This is a genomic window from Shewanella sp. POL2 (assembly GCF_000282755.1).
Classification (GTDB): domain Bacteria; phylum Pseudomonadota; class Gammaproteobacteria; order Enterobacterales; family Shewanellaceae; genus Shewanella; species Shewanella xiamenensis.
The window spans coordinates 14,323-39,038 of the sequence record NZ_AKZL01000043.1 but is presented as its reverse complement, the minus strand read 5'-3'; the positions used below and the strand labels follow the sequence as shown (position 1 = coordinate 39,038).

Below are 24,716 nucleotides of genomic sequence, written 5' to 3'. Positions count from 1 at the left end.
CAACTAACGCTTAGTTTAGTTGCCCGAATAGCTCAGTCGGTAGAGCAGAGGATTGAAAATCCTCGTGTCCCTGGTTCGATTCCGGGTTCGGGCACCATTGTTCAGCAGTAAAAGTTAAGCCGGCATAGCTCAGTTGGTAGAGCAACTGACTTGTAATCAGTAGGTCCCGAGTTCGACTCTTGGTGCCGGCACCATAAAAAACAAAAAGCCACTCTCTGAGTGGCTTTTTTGTATCTGTGATTTTAGCAATTTACTTTATCAGCTCATGCACTATCGGCCTATCCCCCATTTGGACTTGATGCTGCAAGTGTCGCCAACCATGAGTTAACTCGCTTAGCGGCTCTTTTCGCTCAGGAAAGTGCGAAGATAATTTGTCGATCACTTCAATTTGCATTTTACACAATAACGACCAACGGTCTGCATTTGATAGGTACATAGCGTTTTCCTTAACTAAGGGGATGATATTTCCTTAATTGATTAACACTAGGTCATAATCCTAACGTTGCCAAATTAAAATTGCGTGTTAGCGCACTGTTAAACATTGCTACTCCAGAGTATCTTTATTCTATAAACATAAGATAGGAGACATCATGACAGCTACGATTTTTAAACTTATTTTTATCGCAATTGGTTTGTTTCTGGTTTATAAGCTGATATTTGGTGGTAAGAAGGGATCGACTATTTTCGAAATGCACTTTAAAGACGGCCGTATGACTCACCACAAAGGCAAAATCCCCGAGCGTTTCGAGAAGGAATGTCGACATCTTGCTAAAGCAGATAAACTCACTTGTACTATCAGAGCCGAGAAAAATACCGACGTCCGACTACATATATCTGCCAATGTAAATGACAATCTACAACAAAGGATCCGTAATCAATTTCCCTTTGAGTATTACGATAAGAAGACAGTGGATAATAGTCGTCAAGCGGGTTAATTTTCCGAATCATCAGCCCTTATGTCAAAGTAAGGGCTGCACAATTCACTCAAACTCTATTGAGATTGATCAATCTTAGAATTTAATCGGATCCTTTGGCTCTAGCTTTCCATCTTCGCGCGCATCACGAACACGGCGCTCATTATCTTGCACCATAGGATCGCTACTCGATTGATGAGGATCTGCTTGTTTCTCTGAAGTGTCTTCGAAACGAAAATCAATGTTAGAACAAGCTGTTAATGAAATAATTGCTAACACAGCCAGTAACATCCAATACTTTTTCATTATATGATTCACGATAGATTGCTTTGAGCCAGTCTAGAGCAGTCAGAGAGCGATTATTAGCCAAGCCATACCGTTAACCATGGCAGCAAGCCGCTTAATCTAGCTTTTGGATCACTAAAGTCACCTTAGCAACGGTAACCCCCCACTTAATAATGTCGCTTTTATTGATGATGGTATTGTCATTAACTAAAAACATCCAATCATCAAAATGCACTTGGTATTCATCACCATCAACAGGCAATAACATATCGTAGCGCCAGCGCAGCGCGCTTCCCCTCGCCTCACCTACTGCAGTACCAATAATATCGCCTGCCGTGCCGGTATACTGTCCATCACCTAGGGAGGTTATACGCCAGATACGGGTTTGGGTTTCACCGTCATCATAGACAAACCATTCATCGATAACACCTTCGTTCCCTTTCCAACTCGCCTCCATAGTGACATTAAATTTACGGATCACTTTGCCACTAAAATCCTCAACGATGCCCGATGCCTTAAGCGGGCCATTAAAGAATTTTTCCAATACTAATGGTGGATTTGTACCTTGATAATCAGCTACTTCAACCGAGGAACAACTAGATAACAGGCTGAGCATCAATAAACTTAAGATGACATTTTTAGTCCAATTTAACTTTAACAATCGCATGATTTTTCTCCTAGTAATTGCGCTCGTAAACTTGGACGACTGGTTTTAGTCGATAACCAAATCGCTAAAAAAGCCTGTGCAAATTGTGGTTCTTGGATAAGCCCGAGGGGTTGTTGATTAAAATAAAATTGACTCTGGTTTGCATCGATAATCTTAAAACTTAAATGATCACCTGGCGTGACATCAGGCCAAATACCTTTTAGTAAATTAAGCCAGCGACCAATATCACTATCGGCATAACCTAGATGTCGCCATTGGTCGGCTGTGGCTTCCAGTAAATCTGCAGCATCAATATCACGATAATATTCAATATCTAACAGTTGCGGATACTCCCCCTGCTGATACTGACCGGTTGGCGTCATCAGACGAGCTTTATATAAGTTGAACCACAGCCAATCCATTTCGCCGCGCCCAACCTCAACAAGATCCTGGGTCACCGAGTTATCGACCGTAGCGGTTGAATTTGCATATCCAGCAAAAGGGAGTAACAACCCAAAGATGACGCTAAGATAGGTTTTAGTCGATAGCATAGACATCCGATTCCTCCACTTGAAAATTAACGATCGCACAAGCGACGATGTTCTAGCCCATAACGCCTTATCTGCCTATAACTACGGGATATTTTGATAAACAGCGGCAATAAGATAGCCCAAACAACAGCAAGGATAAGCATGGAAATACTTTCGCCAAAAGGAAGCGTCACCGCATTAAATTGCGCGCCCGCAATGTAGCTAAGACTGCCAAATACACCACCCAATATAACCTGCAAAATAATAGGTAAAGCACGCATAAAAATGAGGCTATGGTGCAGGCTCAAGGCAAAATGCAGCCATAGACAAGCGAGCCACCAAGGTAAAACGGTAAACTCAAATACCCCGAACAAAGTGAGCAAGGTATCAATCACGATACCCAGCAATCCCACCTTAATCATGGTACTGAAGTCCCGAAGCACTGCTTGTCGGTTTTCAACCAAAGTCAACAGTAAAAAATGAATCAATAACAATGAGATATTGAGTAACAACACTCGATTGCCCCATAAGATGCTACTCCACCAAACACACTGAAAGCTCAAGGCGTTGTAGATAATAACCCCTTGAAGCTTAGACATATTTTGAATGTATCTGACCATAGGGAGCATCTCTGCGCGACGTTAACTACGGTTAATCGTATTAGGTAAACGATATCCGGGACGCACAGCCACTAAATGCACAGTGCTTGTGGTGCGCTCTAAAAATCCGCCTTCGCAGTAACTGAGGTAAAACTTCCACATGCGAATAAAATCTTCACCATAACCAAGGGCTTGGATTTGGGCAACGGAACGATCAAAGTTGTCGTGCCAATCCTTTAAGGTTTTGGCGTAATCTAAGCCCATGTCATCAATCGACCAGACCTGCATATCGGTGCGCTTCGCCAAATGGCCAACCATTTGATGAACCGAAGGCAAACAGCCGCCAGGGAAAATATATCGCTGAATAAAATCAACGCTTTTACGATAACTATCGTAACGCTGATCTGAAATAGTGATTGCCTGTAATAACATCCGTCCTTCAGGTTTGAGCAATGATTCCAGCTTTTTAAAGAATCCAGGCAAATATTCATGACCTACGGCTTCAATCATCTCGATAGACACCAATCTATCGTATTGACCGCTAAGATTTCGATAATCCTCGGTCAGCAAAGTCACACTATCGCTTAGCCCTTCACGTTCGACCCGCGCTTTGGCATAGGCATATTGGGCATCGGAGATGGTAGTGGTCGTAACGTGCACGCCATAATGTTTAGCTGCGTAAATCGCCAAAGCGCCCCAACCAGTACCGATTTCTAATAGGGTTTGCCCCGGCTTTAAATCGAGCCGTTCACAAATGGTTTTGAGCTTATGTAGCTGCGCATCAGCAAGGCTTGCCTCGCTATGGGGATACAAGGCACTGGAATACAGCATTTCACGGTCTAAAAACTGCTCATACAACGCATTGCCCAAATCGTAATGGGCAAGAATATTACGCTTAGAGCCCTGTTGAGAATTACGGTTAAGCAAGTGCTTAAAGCGATTAATCGAGCCAGTAAGCCAACTAAATTTAGCTTCAATCTGGTCAAGTAACGGCAGATTTCGAGCAAAAAGTTGCACGACTTTGGTTAAGTCAGGGCTGGTCCAATGGCCTTGAATATACCCCTCACCTGCACCGATAGAGCCTGAAAACATCACTTGACGATAAAAGCTCGGATGCTTCACGACTAGCGTTGCATGTAGCTCACTGTGGTGCTCACCAAAACGATAGCTTTTATCCCCCTCGACTAAGGTTAAACATCCGTTAGGGAGATTTTCTAAGGCCTTGAGCAGTAGCTTACGGGCAAGACTGTCAGGCAATTTTGCCGTAACAACTGAAGATTGCGATGCAGTGTTTTCCATATTATTTCTCCATTTGAGCAGGATGTGGCACAAAAGGCACTCGTTTGTAGAACAGCTTTAATGCCTGCCAGTAAATCCCACCGAAAATTTTCAACGTCATAAAAGGGAAGCGAAACAAAAGCGTCCTAAGTGATGTGGCATTAATGTCTTGGCGAGTCATCAAAAGCGTTGCATTAAATAAACGCTTGCCTGAATGATTCGGCAGATTTTCTATACCAATATTTAAGCGTTCAGTGGGGGGGGCAACATGCCACTGGTAGCGCATATCAAGATTCATAAAAGGTGAAACATGGAACACTTTATCCGTTGTTTCAGGAGCCGATAAATCCACTAAATAGCAGTGGCGCTGATCCCACGGGGTGTTACTCACTTCGGCAAGCATGTATAAAGGCTGTTGATTTTGATAACAAAAATAGAAATTTACCGGGCTAAAATACACGCCAAAATGCCGAATTTGCCCAACAAATAGCACTCGATTACATCGCTCTTCTCCGCCCAATTCTGCCACTTGCTGAAGCACTCGGATCTTGAGGGCTGAAGCACTCGGCTCCTCTATATCGAGTTTGCGGTTAAGATTGTCCTTTGAGGTAAACGTAGTGAGATAGTCCGCAGGATTAAATCTCAGCAAGGCGCGGCGCTGACTAGCAAATATCCGCCCCATACGACTGATAGAATCAACTTCATCCAAATCAATCGCCAGCAACGCCATTTGGTAGCTAAAGTGATGTTTTATTGGGGTAAAGCGACTATGCGTCACTGTGCCGTAGTAAATACCACTATTGAGCTCACTCATAGGCTGATCCCAAAATGGTCGCAAACATCTAACGCACTCCGTACACCATCTTCATGGAAACCATTGTGCCAATAGGCTCCTGCAAAATGGGTGCGGTTTTTGCCAGAAATCTCCTCCCGCCTTGCCTGTGCCTGTAAACTACGTTCGTTAAATACTGGATGAGCATAGTTGAAACGACGCAGAATTTTCGACTCATCAATGAGCTCACTCTGATTAAGCGTCACACAAAACGTTGGCGCGTCGCTAGGTAGGCGCTGCAGAATATTCATATTGTAAGTCACAGAGGCGGGGCGTTTTTTATCGCCATCTAAGCGATAATTCCAACTTGCCCAAGCCGCTTTACGCTTAGGTAAAATGCGGGTATCCGTGTGCAGCACCACTTCATTATTTTGATACTGTAAGTCGCCCAAAATGGCTTTTTCAGCGGAGGTAGCATCGCTTAGCATTCCAAGCACTTGATCGCTATGGCAAGCTAGAATCACTTCATCGAACACATGCCACTCTCCATTAACCTGAAGCTTGACGCAATCATCATGGCGCTCGATGGCACTAACTGGGCTGTTTAAATGCAGATTATCTTTAAATGGTGCAATTAAATCAGGAATATAACTGCGTGAACCGCCCTTCAGCACATACCATTGTGGTCTGTCAGTCACATTTAACAGTCCATGATGCTCGAAGAAACGGATAAAAAAGCGCAGCGAAAAAGCCCGCATATCTTCAATGCTCGATGACCAAATCGCCGCGCCCATTGGCAAAATATAATGCTCAGCAAAAAAAGCTGAAAAGCGCTCTCTGTCGAGGAAATCCCCTAAATTAGCATCAGGGTATTGGTCCTGCTGATAAATGGCTTTACAGCTTTTATTAAATCGAACAATTTCATTTAAAAAGGCCCAAAAGCGCGGATTCAGGAGGTTACGCTTTTGGGCAAACAAACTCGCAAAATGATGGCCATTGTATTCAAGCCCAGTTAGCGCATTGTGCACGCTAAAACTCATCTCTGTTGGCAAAATACTGACATTAAGGCGGGCTAACAACCGCTCAAAACGGGGATAAGTTCTATCGTTAAATACGATAAACCCAGTATCTATCGCATAGGTTTTACCTTGATAATCCACATCCACAGTGGCAGTGTGGCCCCCGATATAATCATTAGCCTCAAATACAGTCACTTTGTGTGACTGGCTCAATAGATGAGCGCAGGTCAGCCCTGAAATCCCAGTACCTACAATGGCAATATTTTTCATCTTCCGGTGTCCTTTAGCGCTTTTGCTTGGCTATCTCTTTGGATCATTTTTTGCCATACAAATGCTGGTAAAAATGACATCAATTTCAACAAATAAGTAAATCGTTTTGGAAAATGGATCTCTGCGTCGCCGCGTTCGATACCAACACGAATCGCCAACGAAGCTTCATGCACATCAATTTGCATTGGCATGGCAAAGTCATTTTTGGCGGTTAAGGGGGTTGCTACAAATCCAGGGCAAATCACGCTGACACGAATATCATCTTGCGCAACATCGAGTGACAGACTCGCAGCCAAGTACTTAACGCCCGCTTTAGATGCGCCGTAAGCCTCGGCACGGGGAAAGGGTAAATAAATCGCGCTGGAACTCATCAAGGCTAATTTCGATCCTTTTGGCATTAGAGGCAAAAATGCCCCTAAACAGTAGCCCATCGCAATCAAGTTAGTGTGTATGACTCGCTCAAAGAGCTGATCATCAAAATGTTTTGCATCGTCGATATACTCACAACTACCGGCGTTGAGGATCACGATATCCAATAGACATTCACTGCTCAAGAGCATATCACCTAGCTCAGTAGCAGCCTGCTGGACTTGAACACGATCGCTAATATCAAAACTCAAGCAAGTGGCGCCTATCAGTTCCTTCTGCGCCAACAAATCAAGTTTTGAGGCGTCGCGGCCACAGGCAATCACATGCCAACCCAAGGCCAAATAATCCTTTGCTAACTGCAAACCTATACCTGAACTTGCCCCAGTTATCAGCACTGTATTGATTTTTTTGGTGAGCAAAGAGGTCATTACTTAGCCGCCCTATCTTTAAGCAAGCGAATAAGTCCGCCCATACAAGGCAAATGTTCATACAGCATTTGCCCTAGGTCGAAATAGTCCCGATGAAAATAAATGCGCTGATGAAATTTAAGCTGGCTCATCCCATCAACCCGAACTATCTCTCCTTTATTGAGCTTAGGATGACGATATTGCATTTGCCAAAAAAGCGATGCTTGAGTGTCATCCTGTAATACTTCTTTGATTTCAAAATGAATATAGCCGATATTTTGATAAAGCTTTGCAAAATACTGTGTCAACGCGTTTAGGCCATTCACTTGATGCATCGGATCGATAAAACAAATATTGTCATCATAGACCTCTGCAAGTAGATGCAGATTATCCTTATTTAACGCTTGATAGAGGCTGATAAAATCATCTACTAATCCGCTATGCTCAATCTTCGCTTGGTTTATCATCCAGACACTCCCTAAGGGATAAGTATTAAGGTTGAACTTGTGGTCTAAGCCTTTTTCAGCACACCCAGTACCGTCAGCGCTCTTGCTCTTGCCGCATTGTGCTCAACAATCGCATAGGGATAATCCGCTTGCGATGCAAATAACGGTGCTTCAAACAACGAAGGCATTTTTTGCTGATTCGGTTGATGCAATCGCTTAACGCCCCAAGATGCGAGTTCTGGTAAGTACTTACGAATAAAGCGGCCATCTGGATCAAACTTTTCGCTCTGGCTCATAGGATTAAAAATCCGAAAATACGGCTGCGCATCACAACCGCATCCTGCCGACCACTGCCAACCGCCGTTGTTAGCCGCCAGATCGCCGTCGATAAGATGCTGGCGGAAATACCGCTCGCCCCAACGCCAATCAATGAGCAGATGTTTGGTTAAAAAGCTCGCCACCACCATGCGTAAACGATTATGCATCCAGCCCGTTTGATTAAGTTGCCGCATAGCCGCATCCACTATCGGATAGCCGGTTTTGCCCTCGCACCAAGCTAAAAACTCATCGCGATTGTTGCGCCACGGCACATGATCGGCTTGGCGATTAAAATTGTGTCCCTTGGATAAATCAGGAAAAGCCACCAGCAAATGACGGTAGAACTCCCGCCAAATCAGCTCATTTAGCCATGTACGCCCGGGGCTAGTGTCATCAACCATTACCTCAGGGAAACGTTGTAAAAGCGCCGCGACACATTGCCTTGGGCTGAGTACACCAATCGCCAGATAAGGGGAGATAACACTGGTGCCATCAATGGCGGGGAAATCTCTATCTTGCTTATAGTCTTGCACTTTTTGCTGAATAAATTGATTAAGCAGCCGCTTGGCTTGCCCCTCACCTGCCGCCCACTGTTCACTCGAGATAAGCGGGGTTGATATGGTTTGATTTAAACCTGTTTCTGATGGCGTAGTGCCCTTGTTAGTCGGAGAATCAGCAAAGCCGATATTTTTAAAAAATAATGGCTTAGGCTCCGATAAGATAGGACCAAGCGGTGCTGGCACACCTAGCGGCAAAATGGCCTGCTTTGCGGCAACCTCTCGCCACTTGCGGCTAAAAGGAGTAAACACCCGATACATGTCACCGCTTAAATTAAGCACAGTTCCCGGTGGTAATAAGCAATGTTCATCACTAAGCACCAAAGGAATCCCCGCTTCAATACAAGCTTGATCGCGCTTTTGCTCATTGATCTCAGGTTCTCGTCCTGCAAATACCCGTCCAATAGTATGCTCTTCACAATAACCCGTTAAAAATGCGGGAATATCTTTAAAGCTATCAAGTTGAATGAGTTCAAATTCAACCCCTAAACTCGCCAGTCCTTGGGCCAGTAAATTCACATGCCGCTGAATAAAGTCGAGTTGAATTGGCGCGATATCATGGCGACGCCATTGACTTGGGGTGGCGATGTAAATCGCTTTAAGCTTGGTGGCATGATGCTGCCTTACCCAATCACAGGCGGCCGTAAACGCTTGATTATCAGTAAGGCGCAGATCTTGGCGAAACCACATTAACGCCTGTTTCTCCAAACCGCATTGATTAATGCTCATCAGCGCTCACTCCTTCAATCAGTGCGGCGTTTGCCTGGTTTTTCTGTCTACGATACTGTTTTTTATGTTGCTGCTTTGCGGCCGTTATTTGCAGAATGATCTCGGTAACACTAGGGGCGATATAGTCCGATAAAGTGGTTAGTGTCGGCGCGAAAGGGCCAACGAGATAGCAAGCGAGTGACTTAGTTTCCAGCAACATTTGCAGCTCTGTCTGCTTTGATAGTGAGTGATTCGCCTCTGGCAATAACACTAACGCATCAACCTTAAGCCTGTTATTGATTAGCCCAAGACTGCTGATATGTTGCACGCCTAAGTTGACCACTGAGACTCTTAAATCGGCAAGTTCCAGTAATAGTGCAAGGCAATACAAACGGTTAGTAAGGCTTGAACTGGGCGCAAGCGTAGGCTCTGTATTTTTTTGCGATGTAACATAAGGCAAACGCACTAACGCAATCTGGGGCGAGCTTGCTAGCCCCGCTACGCTTAAACGCCCACCGATACGGCTAGCTAACTCACTGTCTAACCAAGCAAGCAGCAGCTCCACATCTAAACGCGGCTCCAATAAAGGCATTAATTGTGCAAACCAAGCTTGTAGCAGTTTTTGTTTAACCAATTGAAATGGATATAAGCCCAAGGCTTCATCTAAGATTTGGTGAAACTTGAGCTGATCTAACTCAAAAAATGCAGTATTTAACGCCAATATCTGCTCATGCCAAAAATCAGACGATTGAGATTGCACACTCGCGACATCTATCGCTTTAGCCGAACTAATCAATAATGGCTTTACCTTACTGATGGCAACGCCTTTTGCTAACCATGCATTAATCTCATGGATTTGTTGAATATTTTCGGCAGTATACAGCCTGTGCCCCTTGGGAGTACGCTCAGGGATAACAAGCCCAAAACGCCGCTGCCATGCCCTTAATGTCACCGCATTAACGCCAGTAAGCCGCGACACCTCACCGATCGGCAGCAATTCGCTACTGCTGGGATTATCAGCTGCAAGCTCTAAATTATGATCTTCCATTTTTGTCTCTTAACTCATGAATCAGATTGGTTGGCCCAAGCATGTTGTGCTAAACCATTTCGTCAATCGTGGTTTGTATCTGTTAAGCCATTTTGATCAAACGCACCTATCAGCAAAAACCTAGTAGGCATAACGCAGTTTTAACTCCTCCGGATGGGGATTTAAGTACACTTGATCTTCAATATATGGCGTTGGGAATTGTCTTAAGTAATGGTTAATCAAGGTGATTGGCACTAACAGAGGCAAGAGTCCTTGACGATATTTCATAATCATTTCAGACAGTTCTTGTTTTTGCTCCTTAGTTAAGTGCTTTTTAAAATAGCCCTGAATATGCTGCAAGGTGCTGGTATGATTTCTACGGGTCGCATTGATTTTTAAGGCGGTCATAAAGCCTGTAAAATAGCGGTCAGCAGTCGCTTCAATATCCTCAATATTGGCCACAATCGGTCCAAGCTCGCGATACCATTTAGGACTGTGGGCCATTAATAAGTACTTATAACGGGAGTGAAACTTCACTAACTTATGCTTAGTCAGCCCCTCGTGACGCATTGTATGCCAATCGTGATAGGCGTAGACCCGAGTAAAAAAGTTTTCCCGCAGCACCATATCGTGCAAACGCCCTTCTTCTTCAACCGGTAAATGAGGATAACGTTCCATCAATTTGCGGGCAAATACGCCAATACCGGATTTAGAGCCGTTATTGGTGCCAATCTTGTACTCTGTCACACGTTCCATACCGCAGGTTGGGGATTTAGCACATAGTAGATAACCGCCTAAAAAATCTAACTCTTCTACTTTGCGCTCACTGAAATCATTGAGTTTTTCGGTGACATCTAAACTTCCATCCGCGCTCTGTACCCGTATTTGTTCACCATCGCGTACTAAACGAATACTTTTACGAGGTGCGCCTAGGCCAATCGCCATTTCTGGGCAGATAGGAACATAATCAAAAAATGGGGCAATTTCTTGATTACAATAGGAGGAATTTTTATGACCACCGTCAAAACGTACCTTCTCCCCTAACAGGCACGCACTGATCCCTATTTGAATACGTTGCGGATTAAACTTGTACATAATGAGATTCCTTGTATCAATTTAGATACTATTACGGACCACTCTTGTACAAGGATCAAGTTTTTGTACAATTTTTTATAAAAATATTTTTCTACTAAAAATCCAACGAAAGTCGCCAGAGTTTGGCCTTGATATTGCTTAATTTATTTGCCCTATTGGCGCGGCATCTGAAAGTGAAAATCGACGAGGAAAAATAAGGAAATGACTGTCATCAATCCCAATAGCTATGCGGCCATCGCGTTGAACCAAGTAAAATCGTTGCAAACTCAGCAAACGCAAGGTGTATCAAGCCCTGCGGAAAATCCGAGAGCTCAAATGACAGCCCCGCAAGATACAGTCACCCTATCTGGCGGCGTGACTCGAGATGCTGAAACCAGTGATACCTATAGTCAGCTTGCGCCTAATGCCAAACAACATTACACCGCTAATGTGCAACATATTGCCGGTACGGCAGAGACTGAAAAGCCGCATAATAGATTAGAAGACGCAATGCAGGCGATTCTCGATAAACGCACAGGCATTGATAGGGATAAGCTTAAACAGCTAGATGCGGAGATAGCAAAAATAGCAGGTGATGACAGCTTATCCGAAGAGGAAAAAGCAAAAAAAATTGAATTACTCCAAGCTCAAAAAGTGGAGCTAATTAAAGAAGCCACTGAGAAAAATGAAGAACGACAACGCAATAACCAGGCTGAAGTCTATTTTAGCTAATGGTTAAGATTCTGCGCTAAGAAGCCAAAAAACTGAGATGTTGATGATATAACTGAAAATACCGTCTTAACACATGCTATCGCATTTCCTGCCCATGGGCTGTCTCGCGCCAGTAACGAGCTTCGAAAACAAGGGATATTTGTCTCCGCCAGTGACGTGCGATCCATTTGGTTACGGCATGGCTTAGAGAGCTTCAAAAAGCGATTAAAAACCCTCGAAGCCAAAGTCGAGCTAGAAGGAATAATCCTTTCGGATGAACAAGTTGCCGCCCTTGAGCGTAAGCAACAAGACGATGAAGACTGCACCTGTGGTGAAATTGAAACGCATCATCTAGGTTATCTCGGCTCACAAGATACCTTTTACGTTGGTAGTCTTATCGGCGTAGGCAGGATTTATCAGCAAACCTTTGCCGATACTTACAGCAAAGTTGCTTTCGCGAAACGGTATACCTCGAAAACCCCAATCACCTCGGCCGATTTACTCAACGACAGAGTATTACCGTTCTTTGAAACACAGGCACTGCCCATGTTGCACATTTTAACTGATAGAGGAACCGAATACTGTGGCAAAGTGCAACAGCACGACTATCAGCTGTATGTAGTGGTCAAGTAAAATTGGCCACGGTTTTAGAGTCATTCCAATATAAACGTTCTGACTCATTTGGCGTTAACCCACCATTATATTGATGGGGTCTGGTCTCACTGTAATATCCAGTGATGTAATTTGTGATCTCTTTATCTGCTTCTGTAAAATTCCCATAACCACTTGCGGGTATCCACTCAGATTTCAAACTTCTAAAGAAACGCTCCATTGGTGCGTTATCCCAACAATTCCCGCGACGACTCATACTTTGCTCAATCTGAAGACGCCATATTAATTGTCTGAATTTCAAGCTTGTGTAATGTGAACCTTGATCGCTGTGATATATCACATTCTCAGGCTTCCCCCTTAACTCAAATGCCATTTTCAAAGCTTTACAGGTCAGCTCACTATCTGGTGATAATGACAAAGCCCATCCAACAGGTTTGCGGGAAAATAAGTCTAAAACAACAGCTAGATAGGCCCAACGATTACCGACCCAAACATACGTCACGTCGCCACACCACACTTGATCTGGTTGAGTTACTGCAAACTGTCGATTAAGCGTATTGGGGATTGCAACATGCTCTTGTATCGCTTTTCGATAAGAATGCTTAGGCTGCTGACAGCTTAATAACCCAAGCTTTTTCATTAGATTACGAGCTCGATAACGACTGAGACCAATCCCTTTGTTAGTCACTAATTGCGCTATCGTTCGAGCACCGGCAGAGCCATGACTAATACGATGTGCGGCCTTCACTTCACTGCATAAAATAGTAAAGTCTGCATCAATATGTTCTTTTCTTTTTAGCCAATACTTATAGCTACTTCGATGTACTTTGAATGCATTACAAATTGTGAGAATAGAGTGGCTCTGCTTGAGTGCGCTGATTAGCGTAAATTGTTCATCGAGTCTGACATCAAGAGAGCGGTAGCCTTTTTTAGGATAAGATTGTGCTCCTCAAGACGAGCTATTTGCTTCTTCAGCTCACGGATTTCAATTTGTTCAGGGGTAATCGGAGATGCTTTTGGTGTGCCACCCTGGCGTTCTAGTTTTAACTGTCTCACCCATTTATCCATAGTGGACTTACCTACGTTCATCGCCTTTGCAGCTTCGATGATGCTATGGTTTTTATCGAGGACTAATTGGGCTGCTTCAAGTTTGAATTCAGCACTAAATGTTTTTCTGGTTGTCGATCTCATGTGTTCACCTAAAGTCATCTACGAGGTAATAATATCACCTCTATTTAGGTGGCCAAAATTAGTGTGCCACTACAGTATCTAGCGATTAACGATATGGATATAGGACACACCAAGACGAAGGCGCGACACCCGCAAACGAATGGGATCTGCGAACGGTTCCATAAAACTATTTTGAGTGAGTTTTATCAGGTTACTTTCCGAAAAAAACTGTACGGTAACATGGAGGAACTACAACAAGATCTGGACGAATGGCTGGCTTATTACAACAATGAACAAACCTATCAAGGTAAAATGTGCTGCGGCAGAACACCACTGGCCACATTAATAGATGGGAAACGGGTTTGGGCTGAAAAGAATTTAGCTCAAACCTAAGCTAACAGTGGCACTCTAAAAAATGGGCAACTGTCAGATCAGGTCTGAGATAGTAAACCTCAACTAACACATGAAATAATGCAGAAACCTTGAAAAGGAGTAATGCTATGTACAGTGTTTTTATCTTTTTAAATAGCCCCAAACCATATTTGGACTATGCCCATTAAGTCGCACCATTTTCACCCACATAAGTGTCATGTGTTCCAAATGAAGTGCTTGGTTCAATCCACCAACGTCAAGTGGTTCCCAGCCTAGTTGTTCAATAAGCTCTTTGACCTGTTCTTTTGCTTGTTGACTTGAACCACAGTACATCATGACGGGCTTAACGTTGTATTTTGGGTATGAGTTGTCTTCAAAGTTCTCATAGCCATAGATGGTAAATGCTTTAACTACCTCAGCCTCAGGCACCAAATTCTTAATCATCTCAGAGCCAGATGTTTCACTATTAAGACCGTGAGAGATACCCGCGCCAACCGGATTAGTACAATCGACGATTATTTTGCCTGACAACTCCTCTTTGACATGTGTTAGAGCGGCTTCGTTGGCTCCATACGGGGTTGCCAGAAATACAATTTCAGCCTCACCGACCGCCATCTTCGGAGACGATACCTTGATATTCGGGTTACGACTTACAACCTTTGTCACACTCTCAGAAGTGGGATCACTTGACGCAAGTGTGACGTCGTGTCCCAGTTTTTGTAAGTGGAATGCGAGAGCCCCCCCGACATTGCCATATCCAATAAATGCTATTTTCATTTTTTCACCTTATTTTCGTTTATTTGGTAAGTTTCCAACCCCGCTATTACGCGACTGGTATTGGATCCCAAGTTGTCGCCTAGCAATCTATCTAGCTATCTAGCAGCAGTGTATCCTCTTCTTTTTATTCAATATTTAACACATTATGGTTTTCTTGCCGGCAGTTGGATTGGTTGATTTAGGATTGACGACATGCCCTTACTCAAATTCCAAGACAATAAAACCTATGACGTTGTTACCGAATATCGTTCAGCAATATGGTTTACCAAGTGGTGTCCCACCCCTTTGATTTAGCTAAAGGCGAGTAAGCACATATCGCGATATTGATTTGATTACAAAACTCGACCACTTCTTGCTGCTGTAGAAATGGGTGTATCTCTAATTGCTTTACCGAGGGCAATATATTGGCATGGTGAATTAGCTCGGGCTTGGCTCCACCAGAAGCCTGCTGGCGAATGTGTCACGATAGAGGTAGAAGGGTTAGCAATCACAATTGCCACGCGCTTTTTCTGTAATGTTAATTCACCTGAACTGGTCATAAAATCTCCTTCCTGAGTTAAGAATGATTATTGACCAGTAACGAAAACTGATAAAGACTCAAAAATAATACTTATTGTTAACCAAAAGGATAACAATGGACACATCTGAAATGACATCGTTTGTGAAAGTTGTGCAGGCAGGCAGCTTCACAAAGGCGGCTGAAAACACGGGCAAACAAAAAGCTTATCTGTCCCGTGTGATAACAAAATTGGAAGAACAATTAGGCGTCAGACTGCTTGATAGAACAACGCGTTCACTGTCTTTGACAGAGCTTGGGCGTGAAGTGTATGAGCGTAGCTTGAAAGTATTAGAAGGGATAGAGGATATTGAACTCACCGCTCAAAGAGCGTTAGGCGAGCCTTCTGGCACCCTCAAGATCTCCTGTGGCACAGAGTTTGGAATGATAGCTGTAAGTAACTGGATAATGGGCTATTTGGATAAATACAAAGGGGTAAAAGTCGAAGCTGATTATACTAATCGAGTGGCTGATATTGTCCATGAAGGTGTAGATATAGCAATTCGCCTTGGAGAATTGAGTGATTCAAATCTGGTTGCCAAGAAACTAGGAGAGCTTAAATACGGGCTATACGCCGCTCAATCTTACCTAGCTACCCACACTCTTCCGGCACATCCCGTATGGCTAAACCAACATCAAGTGATTAAGTTCTCTGGTGGGAGCCACTCCAAACCGTGGTCTCTGCAAAAAGACAAAGAAAAAATTGAAATAACAGGGGATAGTAAACTGAAAGTCAATAATGTTTTTGTCGCTAGAGATGCCTGTATCAATGGATTTGGTGTTGCCAAACTCCCAACAATCATCGCCGAGCCTGCGCTCAAATCTGGTCAGATTGTTCAAATCTTTGAAGATTGGGAAGGACCAAGAACACCTGCGTATGCTGTTTATCCTAGTTCCAGATACATGACGCCTAAAGTCAGAAAATTTATCGATCATGCCGCAGAAAATTTTGGTTCCAATTGGTAGTGTTCAAATTTCTGTGTCATTTCTGACATGATATTTACTAAAAAAGATGATTTATGACTACTACACACCCATTATATTGAAATGATGTCTATGAATCACACAATTCAACTTGCTGCTGTTGACAACTTAGGGGCGAAAACACGTTCGTGGTTGGATTTTTTATAACGCTTTCAACCTGCCCCCTAAGTCATATCCGATAGGCAAACTAGCGTTTCTTAACACCTAAAGCGCGCTTTTTAGCCCGTTGTTTTTGCGCAGCTTTGCTATTGCGTCTTGGCTCGGAGGTCATGTTGTTAAAATCGGGTTCAAAGCCAGGATACCACTGCTGTGGCAAACGCTTATCGAGCAGTACCTCGACCTCTTCAAGTAATAGCGCATCCTCTTGGCTAAAAAGCGTAATGGCCATCCCGGCACTGCCAGCCCGACCTGTACGACCGATACGGTGAATATAATCTTCAGCAATAAACGGTAATTCGAAATTAATCACATACTGTAGCTCAGCAATATCAAGCCCACGAGCTGCCACATCGGTGGCGACTAAAACTTGCACTTGTCCTTGTTTAAACTCCTGCAATACCTTTTCCCGCGCACCTTGGGATAAGTCGCCATGGAAAGCTTGCGATGCCACCCCGAGTTGATTGAGTTGAGTGGTCAGCTTATCGACACCCTGCTTAGTGCGGCTAAAGATCAACACTTGCTGCCAATTTTTGCTACGGACTACATGGCTGACAAACTCAGTTTTACGTTCGCTATCAATCGCATAGACTCGCTGCTCTATCTGGGCAGCGGTCGAATTACGTTTAGCCACTTCAATCAATTTGGGATTACGCAGAAGGTTTTTGCTAAAACGAAAAATCGAGTCATCCAAAGTGGCTGAAAATAGCAGGGTTTGTCTGTGAGCGGGCACTTGCTTAAGCACGGCTTTGATTTCATCCATAAATCCCATATCAAGCATCCGGTCGGCTTCATCAAATACCAGTGTGTTCAATTGGTTAAGATTGAGTACCCCCTGACGCAAATGATCAAGCAAACGGCCTGGGGTGGCGATCAACACATCTATCCCGGCGTTAAACACCGCTTGCTGCGCCTCGATACTCACTCCGCCGTAGGCGATCCCTACACGAATATCTGTGCCTTTCGCATATTTTACAAAGCTTTGCTGAACTTGTAGCGCCAACTCCCTCGTCGGCACTAAAACTAAGGCGCGGATTGCTTTTGGCGCCTTAAGGTTTTCGTTATCAGCGATTAAGTGTTGCAGAATGGGTAATGCAAAGGCTGCGGTTTTCCCCGTCCCCGTTTGAGCCCCCGCCATCACATCCTGTTTTGCTAAAATGGCGGGAATGGCTTCAACTTGAATAGGCGTGGGTTGTTGATAACCAAGTTCAGCTAAGGTGTTAACTAATTGGGTATTTAAGGAAAGCGCGCTAAAAGACATGAAACATCACCAAAAACAATCATGCCGCAATGTTAGCAGACCGGACGGACTGCGACCAGTTTACGCTCGCGCCTTTAATATCATGCTTATCGGTCACAGCCACACTACTACTTAGGTTTGGTAAACAATTACGCTTCAGTAAAAAAGGCCTCAACATCCGCTGGTAATTGTGGGCGGCTAAAGAGATATCCCTGTGCTTGGTCGCAAAAATTTTGAGTTAAAAACTCGGCTTGCTCGGTGGTTTCTACCCCTTCCGCAACAATATCTAATTTTAAGGCATGGCCAAGGGCAATCACAGCTTTAGCTATCGCGGTATTGTTGGTATCGAAGGGAATGTCTCGTACGAAAGACTGGTCGATTTTAAGCTTATGAATTGGAAGTTTTTTCAAATAATTCAGTGATGAATAACCCGTACCAAAATCATCGACCGAGAGCTCAATGCCCAAATCACCTAACAATTTTAAATCACGAATCGCGACATCCGGATTATTCATCATCACACTTTCTGTCACTTCAAGCTCAAGGCAAGTTGCAGGTAAGCCTGTTTGCGTTAGGATACGTTTCACGTCCTCCACAAAGGAGCCACGTTGCAACTGCTGTCCTGCGACGTTAACCGCAATGCGGCCAAACTGTTTACCGTCAGCCAACCAACGCACACCTTGCTGGCAAGCCGTTTCAAGCACCCACAAACCAATATCGTAAATTAAGCCTATTTTTTCGGCGACGGGAATAAACATCCCAGGGGAAATTTGTCCTAAAATCGGATCGTTCCAACGCAATAGCGCCTCAACTCCAACGGTTTTACGGGTCACCAAATTTAATTTGGGTTGATACATCAAATACAGAGAATTTTGCTCAAGTGCACCATAAAGCGCACTCTGCAACTTTAAATGCTCGATCGATTCTTTAGTCAATGATTCAGTGTAAAAGGCATAATTATTTCGCCCCTCACTCTTAGCGCGATACATGGCGGCATCGGCATTGCGTAGCAGCGTATCAGCATTACTACCATCACTTGGGTAAAGGGAAATCCCCATACTGGCGGTAAGGCGTAAATGATCCCCGGTGCTTACCACAAAAGGTAGATCAAATACTTGGCGCAATTGGTTAATTGCCGCTGTAGCATCCTCATGGCCTTGAATGCCGGAAATCAGCGCCACAAACTCATCGCCACCAATACGTGACAACACATCTTGCTCCTGTAATTGGCTGCGAAGACGTTTAGCCAGTTCCACCAGCATTTCATCGCCAATACTATGACCAAAACTGTCATTAATGTGTTTAAACAAATCCACATCAATAAAGACTGTCGCTAATTGGGCATTGAGTCGTTTCGCATGTCTGAGTTCTTGCTTAAGCTGCATCATCAGCTTCATGCGATTCGGCAAATGAGTCAGTGGGTCAAAATAAGCTAAATGAGCAAGTTGCGCTTCACTCTGCTTTTGAGCGGAGATATCGGCAAAGACTGCGACAAAATAGCGGATCTCCCCAACCTCATCGTAGATGGCGCTAATAGTGATATTTTGCGGAAAAATAGTGCCATCTTTACGTCGATTCCAAATTTCACCATTCCACTTACCAGCATCGAGTAAATGATTCCACATGGTTTCAAAAAAAGCTCTATCGTGACGGCCGGAATTAAATAAGCGTGGATTTTGCCCAAGTAACTCTTCCCGCGAGTAACCTGTAATCTCGTAAAAGGCACCATTAACATCGGTAATATTACCGTGCCTATCAGTCACGACTACACCTTCAAGGGAGTGTTTAAAGACATTGGTAGCGAGGGTAAGTTGTTCTTCCACTTCTTTATGTTTAGAGATATTACGGGTCATGCCTATCACGCCCGCCAGTTCACCCTCGGGCGTTAAGGCGGGGATTTTAAGGGTCTCTAGCCATAAGTGTTTATTTTGATTCTCACCATCTAAACATTCGGCAACAATAATTGGCGCCCCAGTCTCAATAGCAAGTTTGTCACCATTGAGAAAAATATCCGCAATCGCTCTGCCAAATAGCTCTTCGTCCGTCTTACCAATAATGTCACTACGGGGTAGCTCCCACGCATTTTCAACACTTTGGTTGCAAATGGTGTAAACACCGTCGGTATTTTTGACCCAAATATGCTCTTCAAAACTATCGATAAAGGTCTGCAAGTCAATAACATCCATCGACTTCGCATCACCGCGCAAGGCGGCCATTTGCAGTCGTTGAGCCCTGTGCAACTCACTCAAATTAAGCTGTAGGCTATTAACCGTTAGGGACGCGAGTTGCAGTGCCTTATCATCTAACTGTAAAGGAGTATGATGATATAAACAAAATACCCCGAAATGCGCTCCAGAATTCCAGATGATAGGCAAATAAATTAAGCTTCCAAGTCCGGTATCACGCCATTTTGGCGTTGATTTTACATCAGGGATCAAGGCTTGCTTGAATGCAGCAGCATGACGTACATCCAACGGAATATTAACCTGATGATGACTAAAGGTACTCGATTCGTTGAAGGGATCATGGGAAGCGGAGCGAGTGGATGGGGTATTAACTTTAGGTGTCGCGTGTTGATAGAGGTTTAAATGAGCTTTATGATTAAAATGCCGAACAAGAGCTTCTATATCAACAAGTTGGCATCGTTCAGACTGAATTAACTGACGATATTCACCCGCTGCATTCGCAGTTAAAATCACCGCATGCGACTGAGTGATATTGGCGACTAACTGTAAGTCGTTTGCCCAATCTGTTAACTGCTTTTGTGAAATTGCAAAATCAATCATAAGCTTGCTAACTATAGCCTCTACAATTCCATGTTAAATAAGGACAACAAGCGCCCCCTAAAAAACACTACACCAACAACAATACCCACCCACTGTCTGAACAAAATCTGAGCCTAGGCTGAAGTACAAAACCAGTACAATCCCATGCTCAATTGACAGATATTACCGCAGACACTCAATCATCGTCATTCACTAATACATAATTATTTGAGTTATTAGCAGATTAGTTTGTTTCAGATAACGAAATTTAAACACCATTATCGCCAACAGACTCACTGTCGATAAAGGTTAGGCTCAAAGCTACTCAAAAATGAGTTCGTCAATAAAAGCTTAGCAATAAAACATTTGAATAAAAATCAAACATCTTCATCTTAGTTTTGCAAGCAAAAATTCACGCCAACAAACAGGGCCGAATCCCAAGGCATAGCCTCCTCGCATAAGGATTGTTTAAGTAGAAATTACCGTCTTTTCATTGACAATAACATTATCCTATTGTCTACAATGGAAATAATCAGAAAGAGAAACAAGGATTTTTATGCCTACCGTGCCTACAGCCACACCCGCCATCCCGTTAACGAGCCAGCAGCTTTACCGAAAGTCAGAACTTAAACAGCTTAATACTGAGTGCCAATCTACAGCCCAGCTCACGCCACTCGATGATATTGTTGGCCAAGAACGTGCCCAACAGGCGGTAGAATTTGCCATGGGGATAAAAGAAAAGGGTTATAACATCTATGCGATCGGCCAAAATGGTCTCGGAAAACGAACCATGATGCTGCGCTATCTCAATCGCCACGATCCCATAAAACCCGCGTTATTTGACTGGTGCTATGTGGTCAACTTTGACGATACCCGCAGCCCTAAAGTGCTAAAACTCACCGCAGGCACGGGGCAAGAGTTTAAGAAATCCATCGAGAAACTCATGCTCAAACTGGTAAGAGCATTACCCTTAGCCTTTGATAATGAAATGTATTATGCCAGAGCTGAAAAACTTAAAAGCCAACTGATACAAAAGCAAGAAACCGCACTCACAGAGCTCAGCGAAGAGGCCAAACAAAAAAATATTAGTCTGAGCTTAACCATGCAGGGAGATTATCAAATGATCGCCCTCAATGGTGATGAACCCCATGATGAAGCCAGCTTCAGCGCCCTCACGGAAGCCGAGCGTAGTCAATTCGAAAGCAATATCAATGGGCTAGAAGTAAAACTCAGGAGTATTATTCGCCAAAACACTGAATGGGAAGAAGAATTTAGTGATACTCAGCAGGAACATGATGAACAAGTTGCCAAGGATGTGTTGATCCACTTTTTTAAGCCATTGAAGGATAAGTACAAACATCAACCAGATGTCAGAGCATTTTTAACCGGAATGCAGGCAGATATCCTAAGTAATTTAGATATTTTCCTTGAAGAAAGCGAAGAACAACTCGCCCTAGCCTACGCTTCACTTGAAAAGAAAATGCCCCGCCGCTATCAGGTCAATGTACTTGTATGCCAAGGCGAACAGAAATTCCCCATCGTGGTCGAAGAAAGCCCAAGCTACCACAGCCTGTTTGGTTATGTTGAAAACGCGACCTTCAGAGGTACAGTGTTTACCGACTTTTCATTGATCCGCCCAGGAAGTTTACATAAGGCAAACGGTGGCGTGCTATTAATGGACGCGATCAAAGTGCTTGAACGCCCCTATGTTTGGGATGGGTTAAAGCGAGCATTGCGTTCACGCAAGTTGGATCTGAGTTCATTAGAGCGGGAAGTCTCACTATCTGGCACCATTTCATTAGCACCGGAACCGATCCCGTTGGATGTAAAAATTATCCTGTTCGGCGACCATGAAACCTACCAACTATTACAGCATTATGATCCTGATTTCAGTGAGTTATTTAGGGTAACTGCCGACTTTGAAGATGTCATGGATAGAACCGACGACTCCGAAGCCCATTATGCCCGATTTATTTCCAGTATTGTCCACGATAACAACATGCTGCACTGCGACCGTAGCGCCATTGCACGCATCATTGAATACAGCTCACGTGAGGCACAGGATCAACAGAAGCTCTCACTGCACTCTGCTAATATTGCCAACCTATTACGGGAATCCAACTTTTGCGCAAAAGCCGCAGCAAGTGAACAAATAGAAAAGCAGCATGTTGAACAGGCACTTAAAAATCAAGAGAAACGCGTCTCCCGCCTGCATGACAACATCATGGAAAGCTTCGTGAATGGCACCACACTAATTAATACTCACGATAAAGTCGTTGGTCAAATCAATGCGTTATCTGTTGTTTCTACTTCAGATCATCAATTTGGTCTGCCTAATCGCATCACCGCCACGACCGCGTATGGTAAAGGAGAAGTGCTGGACATCGAACATAGGGTCAAACTCGGTGGGCGAATACATTCTAAGGGGGTTTTAATCCTCACCGCCTATTTAGCCTCTGTGTTAGGTAAAACCGCGCAAATTCCTCTCACCACTTACCTCACCTTCGAGCAATCCTACAGCGGTGTCGATGGTGATAGTGCGTCAATGGCCGAATGCTGCGCTATTATCTCCGCTATCAGTGAGTTGCCCTTAAGACAAGATATTGCCATTACTGGCTCAATGAATCAGTTTGGCGAAGCTCAACCTATCGGCGGGGTTAATGAGAAAATTGAAGGCTTTTTCGATGTGTGTCAAATCAAGGGTAGAACCCCGAGTCAAGGAGTGATTATTCCCAAGTCGAATATTGCAAACTTAATGCTACGCCAAGATATTGTGGAAGCGGTTGAACGTGGTGAATTCCATATTTGGGCGATTAACCATGTTACTCAAGCGATGACTTTGCTATTAGGTAAAGCCGCTGCGATAGTGCAAACCGATGAGAGTAAACACACAGAGCACTATGCATCAGATTGCGTGTTCGGCATTGCCCAACACAAACTTAATGCTTTGAGAGCACTCAGCAAAACGAATTCATAGTCTCGATTGAACAACAGATACAAAAAGCAAAAAGGGTTAGCTTAGCTAACCCTTTTTTACCAGCGTTGCAATCTAAACCTTAAATCAAGGTTGCTAACATCTCATCACTATAAGCCACCAGCTCCTCGCCTTTACGCACTTTAGCAACATAATCGGGGTTAGCGATAAAGGGGCGACCAATTGCAATTAAGTCAAATTTATTCTCAGCAATGGCCTTGCTCGCCGTCTGTGCACTATAACTGCCCACACCCACTAGCGTTTTGCCATAGTGTGCACGAACATAACTTGATGCAGAGCCGCCTAAGTAATCAAACTCCATACTGTCATCGAAAATACCGATATGCACAAAGGCCAGATCGCGTTTTTCTAACTCAGGAAGTAAATAATCAAAAACCGCACGGTCACGGCTATCGCTTGCCATATTGAAATAGGCGCCAGGGGAAATACGTAAACCCGTTCTGTCTTTACCAATACGCGCGGCAATTGCATCGACCACTTCTAAGGCAAACCGTGACATATTGGCTGGTGTGCCACCATATTCATCGGTACGACGATTACTATCATGGTGTAAGAATTCATCAATCAAGTAACCATTAGCACCGTGGATCTCAACGCCATCAAAGCCGGCTTCAATCGCATTCTCAGCCGCTTTTGCATAATCACGCACCAGCCCCTGAATATCTTCAACCGTTGCAGCTTTTGGCGTTACATAGGTCAATTCACGCATTCTTGGCACACTGCCTTCAATTTTCTGGGCAGAAGGAGCCAGCACATCACCACCACCGAAGAAATGTGGGTGAGCAACACGGCCTGTATGCCATAATTGCACAAAAATCTTACCGCCATTGGCATGCACAGCATCAGTCACTTTGCGCCAGCCTGCAATTTGCCCTTGGGTAAAAATACCGGGAGTGTTTGGGTAGCCTTGGGCATCAGGGCGAATAATCGTGGCCTCAGAGATAATCAATCCGGCTTCAGCACGGCGTGCATAGTAAGCCACCATATCATCGGTAGGAACCAAGTCGGCATCAGCCATACAGCGCGTTAATGGCGCCATCAAAATACGGTTTTTTAAGGTTATCGTGTCATTAAGCTTATAGGTGTCGAATAGATTACCTACAGAGTTCACTGCATTTTCAATCGTCATTGGTTAAACCCCATTCTTGAATGTACGTTC

Annotated in this window: 23 protein-coding genes, 2 tRNA genes and 2 pseudogenes; 8 read left to right on the top strand and 19 right to left on the bottom strand. The window is 44.0% G+C overall.

Going from position 1 to position 24,716, the window contains the following annotated elements; translation table 11 throughout:
- Positions 1-21: 21 nt before the first annotated feature.
- Both SHEWPOL2_RS12930 and SHEWPOL2_RS12925 read left to right on the top strand, forming a co-directional pair.
- Positions 22-97, top strand: a tRNA-Phe gene (locus SHEWPOL2_RS12930).
- A 21-nt stretch (positions 98-118) separates the two neighbouring features.
- Positions 119-194, top strand: a tRNA-Thr gene (locus SHEWPOL2_RS12925).
- Between the two features lie 56 nt (positions 195-250).
- On the opposite strand, the gene SHEWPOL2_RS12920 is transcribed toward SHEWPOL2_RS12925, so the two are convergent.
- Positions 251-436: a hypothetical protein gene (locus SHEWPOL2_RS12920; protein WP_037428831.1), complete on the bottom strand. Its 186-nt coding sequence runs from the start codon at positions 434-436 to the stop codon at positions 251-253.
- A gap of 154 nt (positions 437-590) precedes the next feature.
- Here SHEWPOL2_RS12920 and SHEWPOL2_RS12915 point away from each other — a divergent pair, with 154 nt between their 5' ends.
- The gene (locus SHEWPOL2_RS12915) at positions 591-935 is read left to right on the top strand and encodes a DUF3634 family protein (RefSeq protein WP_037420843.1); all 345 of its coding nucleotides are present in this window, start codon (positions 591-593) and stop codon (positions 933-935) included.
- Positions 936-1,010: 75 nt separating this feature from the next.
- Here SHEWPOL2_RS12915 and SHEWPOL2_RS12910 read toward each other — a convergent pair whose 3' ends face one another.
- From SHEWPOL2_RS12910 to SHEWPOL2_RS12855, 12 genes are all read right to left on the bottom strand, one after another.
- A complete protein-coding gene (locus SHEWPOL2_RS12910) occupies positions 1,011-1,223 on the bottom strand; it encodes a hypothetical protein (RefSeq protein ID WP_037428839.1) in 213 nt (70 codons plus the stop codon).
- A 91-nt stretch (positions 1,224-1,314) separates the two neighbouring features.
- Positions 1,315-1,866 (bottom strand): DUF3833 domain-containing protein, encoded by a 552-nt coding sequence (locus SHEWPOL2_RS12905; RefSeq protein ID WP_037428829.1) that lies wholly within the window; start codon positions 1,864-1,866, stop codon positions 1,315-1,317.
- Positions 1,854-2,402 (bottom strand): chalcone isomerase family protein, encoded by a 549-nt coding sequence (locus SHEWPOL2_RS12900; protein WP_037428828.1) that lies wholly within the window; start codon positions 2,400-2,402, stop codon positions 1,854-1,856. Before SHEWPOL2_RS12900 ends, SHEWPOL2_RS12905 begins: the two co-directional genes overlap by 13 nt.
- A gap of 20 nt (positions 2,403-2,422) precedes the next feature.
- Positions 2,423-2,995 (bottom strand): DUF2878 domain-containing protein, encoded by a 573-nt coding sequence (locus SHEWPOL2_RS12895; protein ID WP_086024038.1) that lies wholly within the window; start codon positions 2,993-2,995, stop codon positions 2,423-2,425.
- Positions 2,996-3,016: 21 nt separating this feature from the next.
- Entirely contained in the window at positions 3,017-4,273 is a 1,257-nt protein-coding gene (locus SHEWPOL2_RS12890) for a cyclopropane-fatty-acyl-phospholipid synthase family protein (RefSeq protein ID WP_037420850.1), read from the bottom strand.
- Position 4,274: 1 nt separating this feature from the next.
- Complete coding sequence (locus tag SHEWPOL2_RS12885) at positions 4,275-5,066, bottom strand: DUF1365 domain-containing protein (RefSeq protein WP_037428826.1); 792 nt, start codon at positions 5,064-5,066, stop codon at positions 4,275-4,277.
- Positions 5,063-6,313 (bottom strand): FAD-dependent oxidoreductase, encoded by a 1,251-nt coding sequence (locus tag SHEWPOL2_RS12880; protein ID WP_037428824.1) that lies wholly within the window; start codon positions 6,311-6,313, stop codon positions 5,063-5,065. The genes SHEWPOL2_RS12885 and SHEWPOL2_RS12880 overlap by 4 nt, the downstream gene beginning before the upstream one ends.
- Entirely contained in the window at positions 6,310-7,110 is an 801-nt protein-coding gene (locus SHEWPOL2_RS12875) for an SDR family NAD(P)-dependent oxidoreductase (protein ID WP_037428822.1), read from the bottom strand. The genes SHEWPOL2_RS12880 and SHEWPOL2_RS12875 overlap by 4 nt, the downstream gene beginning before the upstream one ends.
- On the bottom strand, positions 7,110-7,556 hold the full coding sequence (locus SHEWPOL2_RS12870) for a nuclear transport factor 2 family protein (RefSeq protein ID WP_037428819.1): 447 nt from the start codon (positions 7,554-7,556) through the stop codon (positions 7,110-7,112). The genes SHEWPOL2_RS12875 and SHEWPOL2_RS12870 overlap by 1 nt, the downstream gene beginning before the upstream one ends.
- Before the next feature lie 44 nt (positions 7,557-7,600).
- The gene (gene phrB, locus SHEWPOL2_RS12865; protein WP_037428817.1) at positions 7,601-9,139 is read right to left on the bottom strand and encodes a deoxyribodipyrimidine photo-lyase; all 1,539 of its coding nucleotides are present in this window, start codon (positions 9,137-9,139) and stop codon (positions 7,601-7,603) included.
- A complete protein-coding gene (locus tag SHEWPOL2_RS12860) occupies positions 9,129-10,166 on the bottom strand; it encodes a MerR family transcriptional regulator (protein ID WP_037428815.1) in 1,038 nt (345 codons plus the stop codon). Before SHEWPOL2_RS12860 ends, phrB begins: the two co-directional genes overlap by 11 nt.
- Before the next feature lie 120 nt (positions 10,167-10,286).
- Positions 10,287-11,240, bottom strand: coding sequence for a DUF523 and DUF1722 domain-containing protein (locus SHEWPOL2_RS12855; protein ID WP_037420865.1), 954 nt, complete (start codon positions 11,238-11,240; stop codon positions 10,287-10,289).
- A gap of 201 nt (positions 11,241-11,441) precedes the next feature.
- Between SHEWPOL2_RS12855 and SHEWPOL2_RS12850 the strand changes: the two genes are divergently transcribed.
- A complete protein-coding gene (locus SHEWPOL2_RS12850; protein WP_037428813.1) occupies positions 11,442-11,951 on the top strand; it encodes a hypothetical protein in 510 nt (169 codons plus the stop codon).
- Between the two features lie 39 nt (positions 11,952-11,990).
- Positions 11,991-12,551: pseudogene (locus SHEWPOL2_RS12845) on the top strand (IS481 family transposase); the annotation flags it as partial.
- 4 nt (positions 12,552-12,555) lie between these two features.
- Here the strand turns inward: SHEWPOL2_RS12845 and SHEWPOL2_RS12840 are convergent.
- Positions 12,556-13,733, bottom strand: a protein-coding gene (locus SHEWPOL2_RS12840) for an IS3-like element ISSba5 family transposase (protein ID WP_086024037.1) whose coding sequence is annotated in 2 segments (ribosomal slippage) — positions 12,556-13,475 and positions 13,475-13,733 — 1,179 coding nt in all. Because the reading frame shifts where the segments join, the coding sequence is not laid out codon by codon here.
- 75 nt (positions 13,734-13,808) lie between these two features.
- Here SHEWPOL2_RS12840 and SHEWPOL2_RS12830 point away from each other — a divergent pair.
- Positions 13,809-14,105, top strand: a pseudogene (locus tag SHEWPOL2_RS12830) (integrase core domain-containing protein); the annotation flags it as partial.
- Positions 14,106-14,225: 120 nt separating this feature from the next.
- Here SHEWPOL2_RS12830 and SHEWPOL2_RS12825 read toward each other — a convergent pair.
- Positions 14,226-14,861, bottom strand: coding sequence for an NADPH-dependent F420 reductase (locus SHEWPOL2_RS12825; protein WP_037428807.1), 636 nt, complete (start codon positions 14,859-14,861; stop codon positions 14,226-14,228).
- Between the two features lie 332 nt (positions 14,862-15,193).
- Positions 15,194-15,400 (bottom strand): hypothetical protein, encoded by a 207-nt coding sequence (locus SHEWPOL2_RS23045; protein ID WP_037428804.1) that lies wholly within the window; start codon positions 15,398-15,400, stop codon positions 15,194-15,196.
- A gap of 95 nt (positions 15,401-15,495) precedes the next feature.
- Here SHEWPOL2_RS23045 and SHEWPOL2_RS12815 point away from each other — a divergent pair, with 95 nt between their 5' ends.
- Positions 15,496-16,383: a LysR family transcriptional regulator gene (locus tag SHEWPOL2_RS12815; RefSeq protein WP_037428801.1), complete on the top strand. Its 888-nt coding sequence runs from the start codon at positions 15,496-15,498 to the stop codon at positions 16,381-16,383.
- A 205-nt stretch (positions 16,384-16,588) separates the two neighbouring features.
- Here the strand turns inward: SHEWPOL2_RS12815 and SHEWPOL2_RS12810 are convergent, their stop codons facing one another.
- Together SHEWPOL2_RS12810 and SHEWPOL2_RS12805 are read right to left on the bottom strand one after the other, a co-directional pair.
- Complete coding sequence (locus SHEWPOL2_RS12810; protein WP_037428798.1) at positions 16,589-17,818, bottom strand: DEAD/DEAH box helicase; 1,230 nt, start codon at positions 17,816-17,818, stop codon at positions 16,589-16,591.
- A 128-nt stretch (positions 17,819-17,946) separates the two neighbouring features.
- On the bottom strand, positions 17,947-20,583 hold the full coding sequence (locus tag SHEWPOL2_RS12805; RefSeq protein ID WP_037428796.1) for a bifunctional diguanylate cyclase/phosphodiesterase: 2,637 nt from the start codon (positions 20,581-20,583) through the stop codon (positions 17,947-17,949).
- A 535-nt stretch (positions 20,584-21,118) separates the two neighbouring features.
- Between SHEWPOL2_RS12805 and SHEWPOL2_RS12800 the strand changes: the two genes are divergently transcribed.
- Positions 21,119-23,539 carry an ATP-binding protein gene (locus SHEWPOL2_RS12800; RefSeq protein WP_037428793.1) on the top strand — a complete coding sequence of 807 codons (2,421 nt, stop codon included), beginning with the start codon at positions 21,119-21,121 and terminating at the stop codon, positions 23,537-23,539.
- 79 nt (positions 23,540-23,618) lie between these two features.
- On the opposite strand, the gene SHEWPOL2_RS12795 is transcribed toward SHEWPOL2_RS12800, so the two are convergent.
- On the bottom strand, positions 23,619-24,686 hold the full coding sequence (locus SHEWPOL2_RS12795) for an alkene reductase (RefSeq protein WP_037428790.1): 1,068 nt from the start codon (positions 24,684-24,686) through the stop codon (positions 23,619-23,621).
- Between the last annotated feature and the right edge of the window lie 30 nt (positions 24,687-24,716).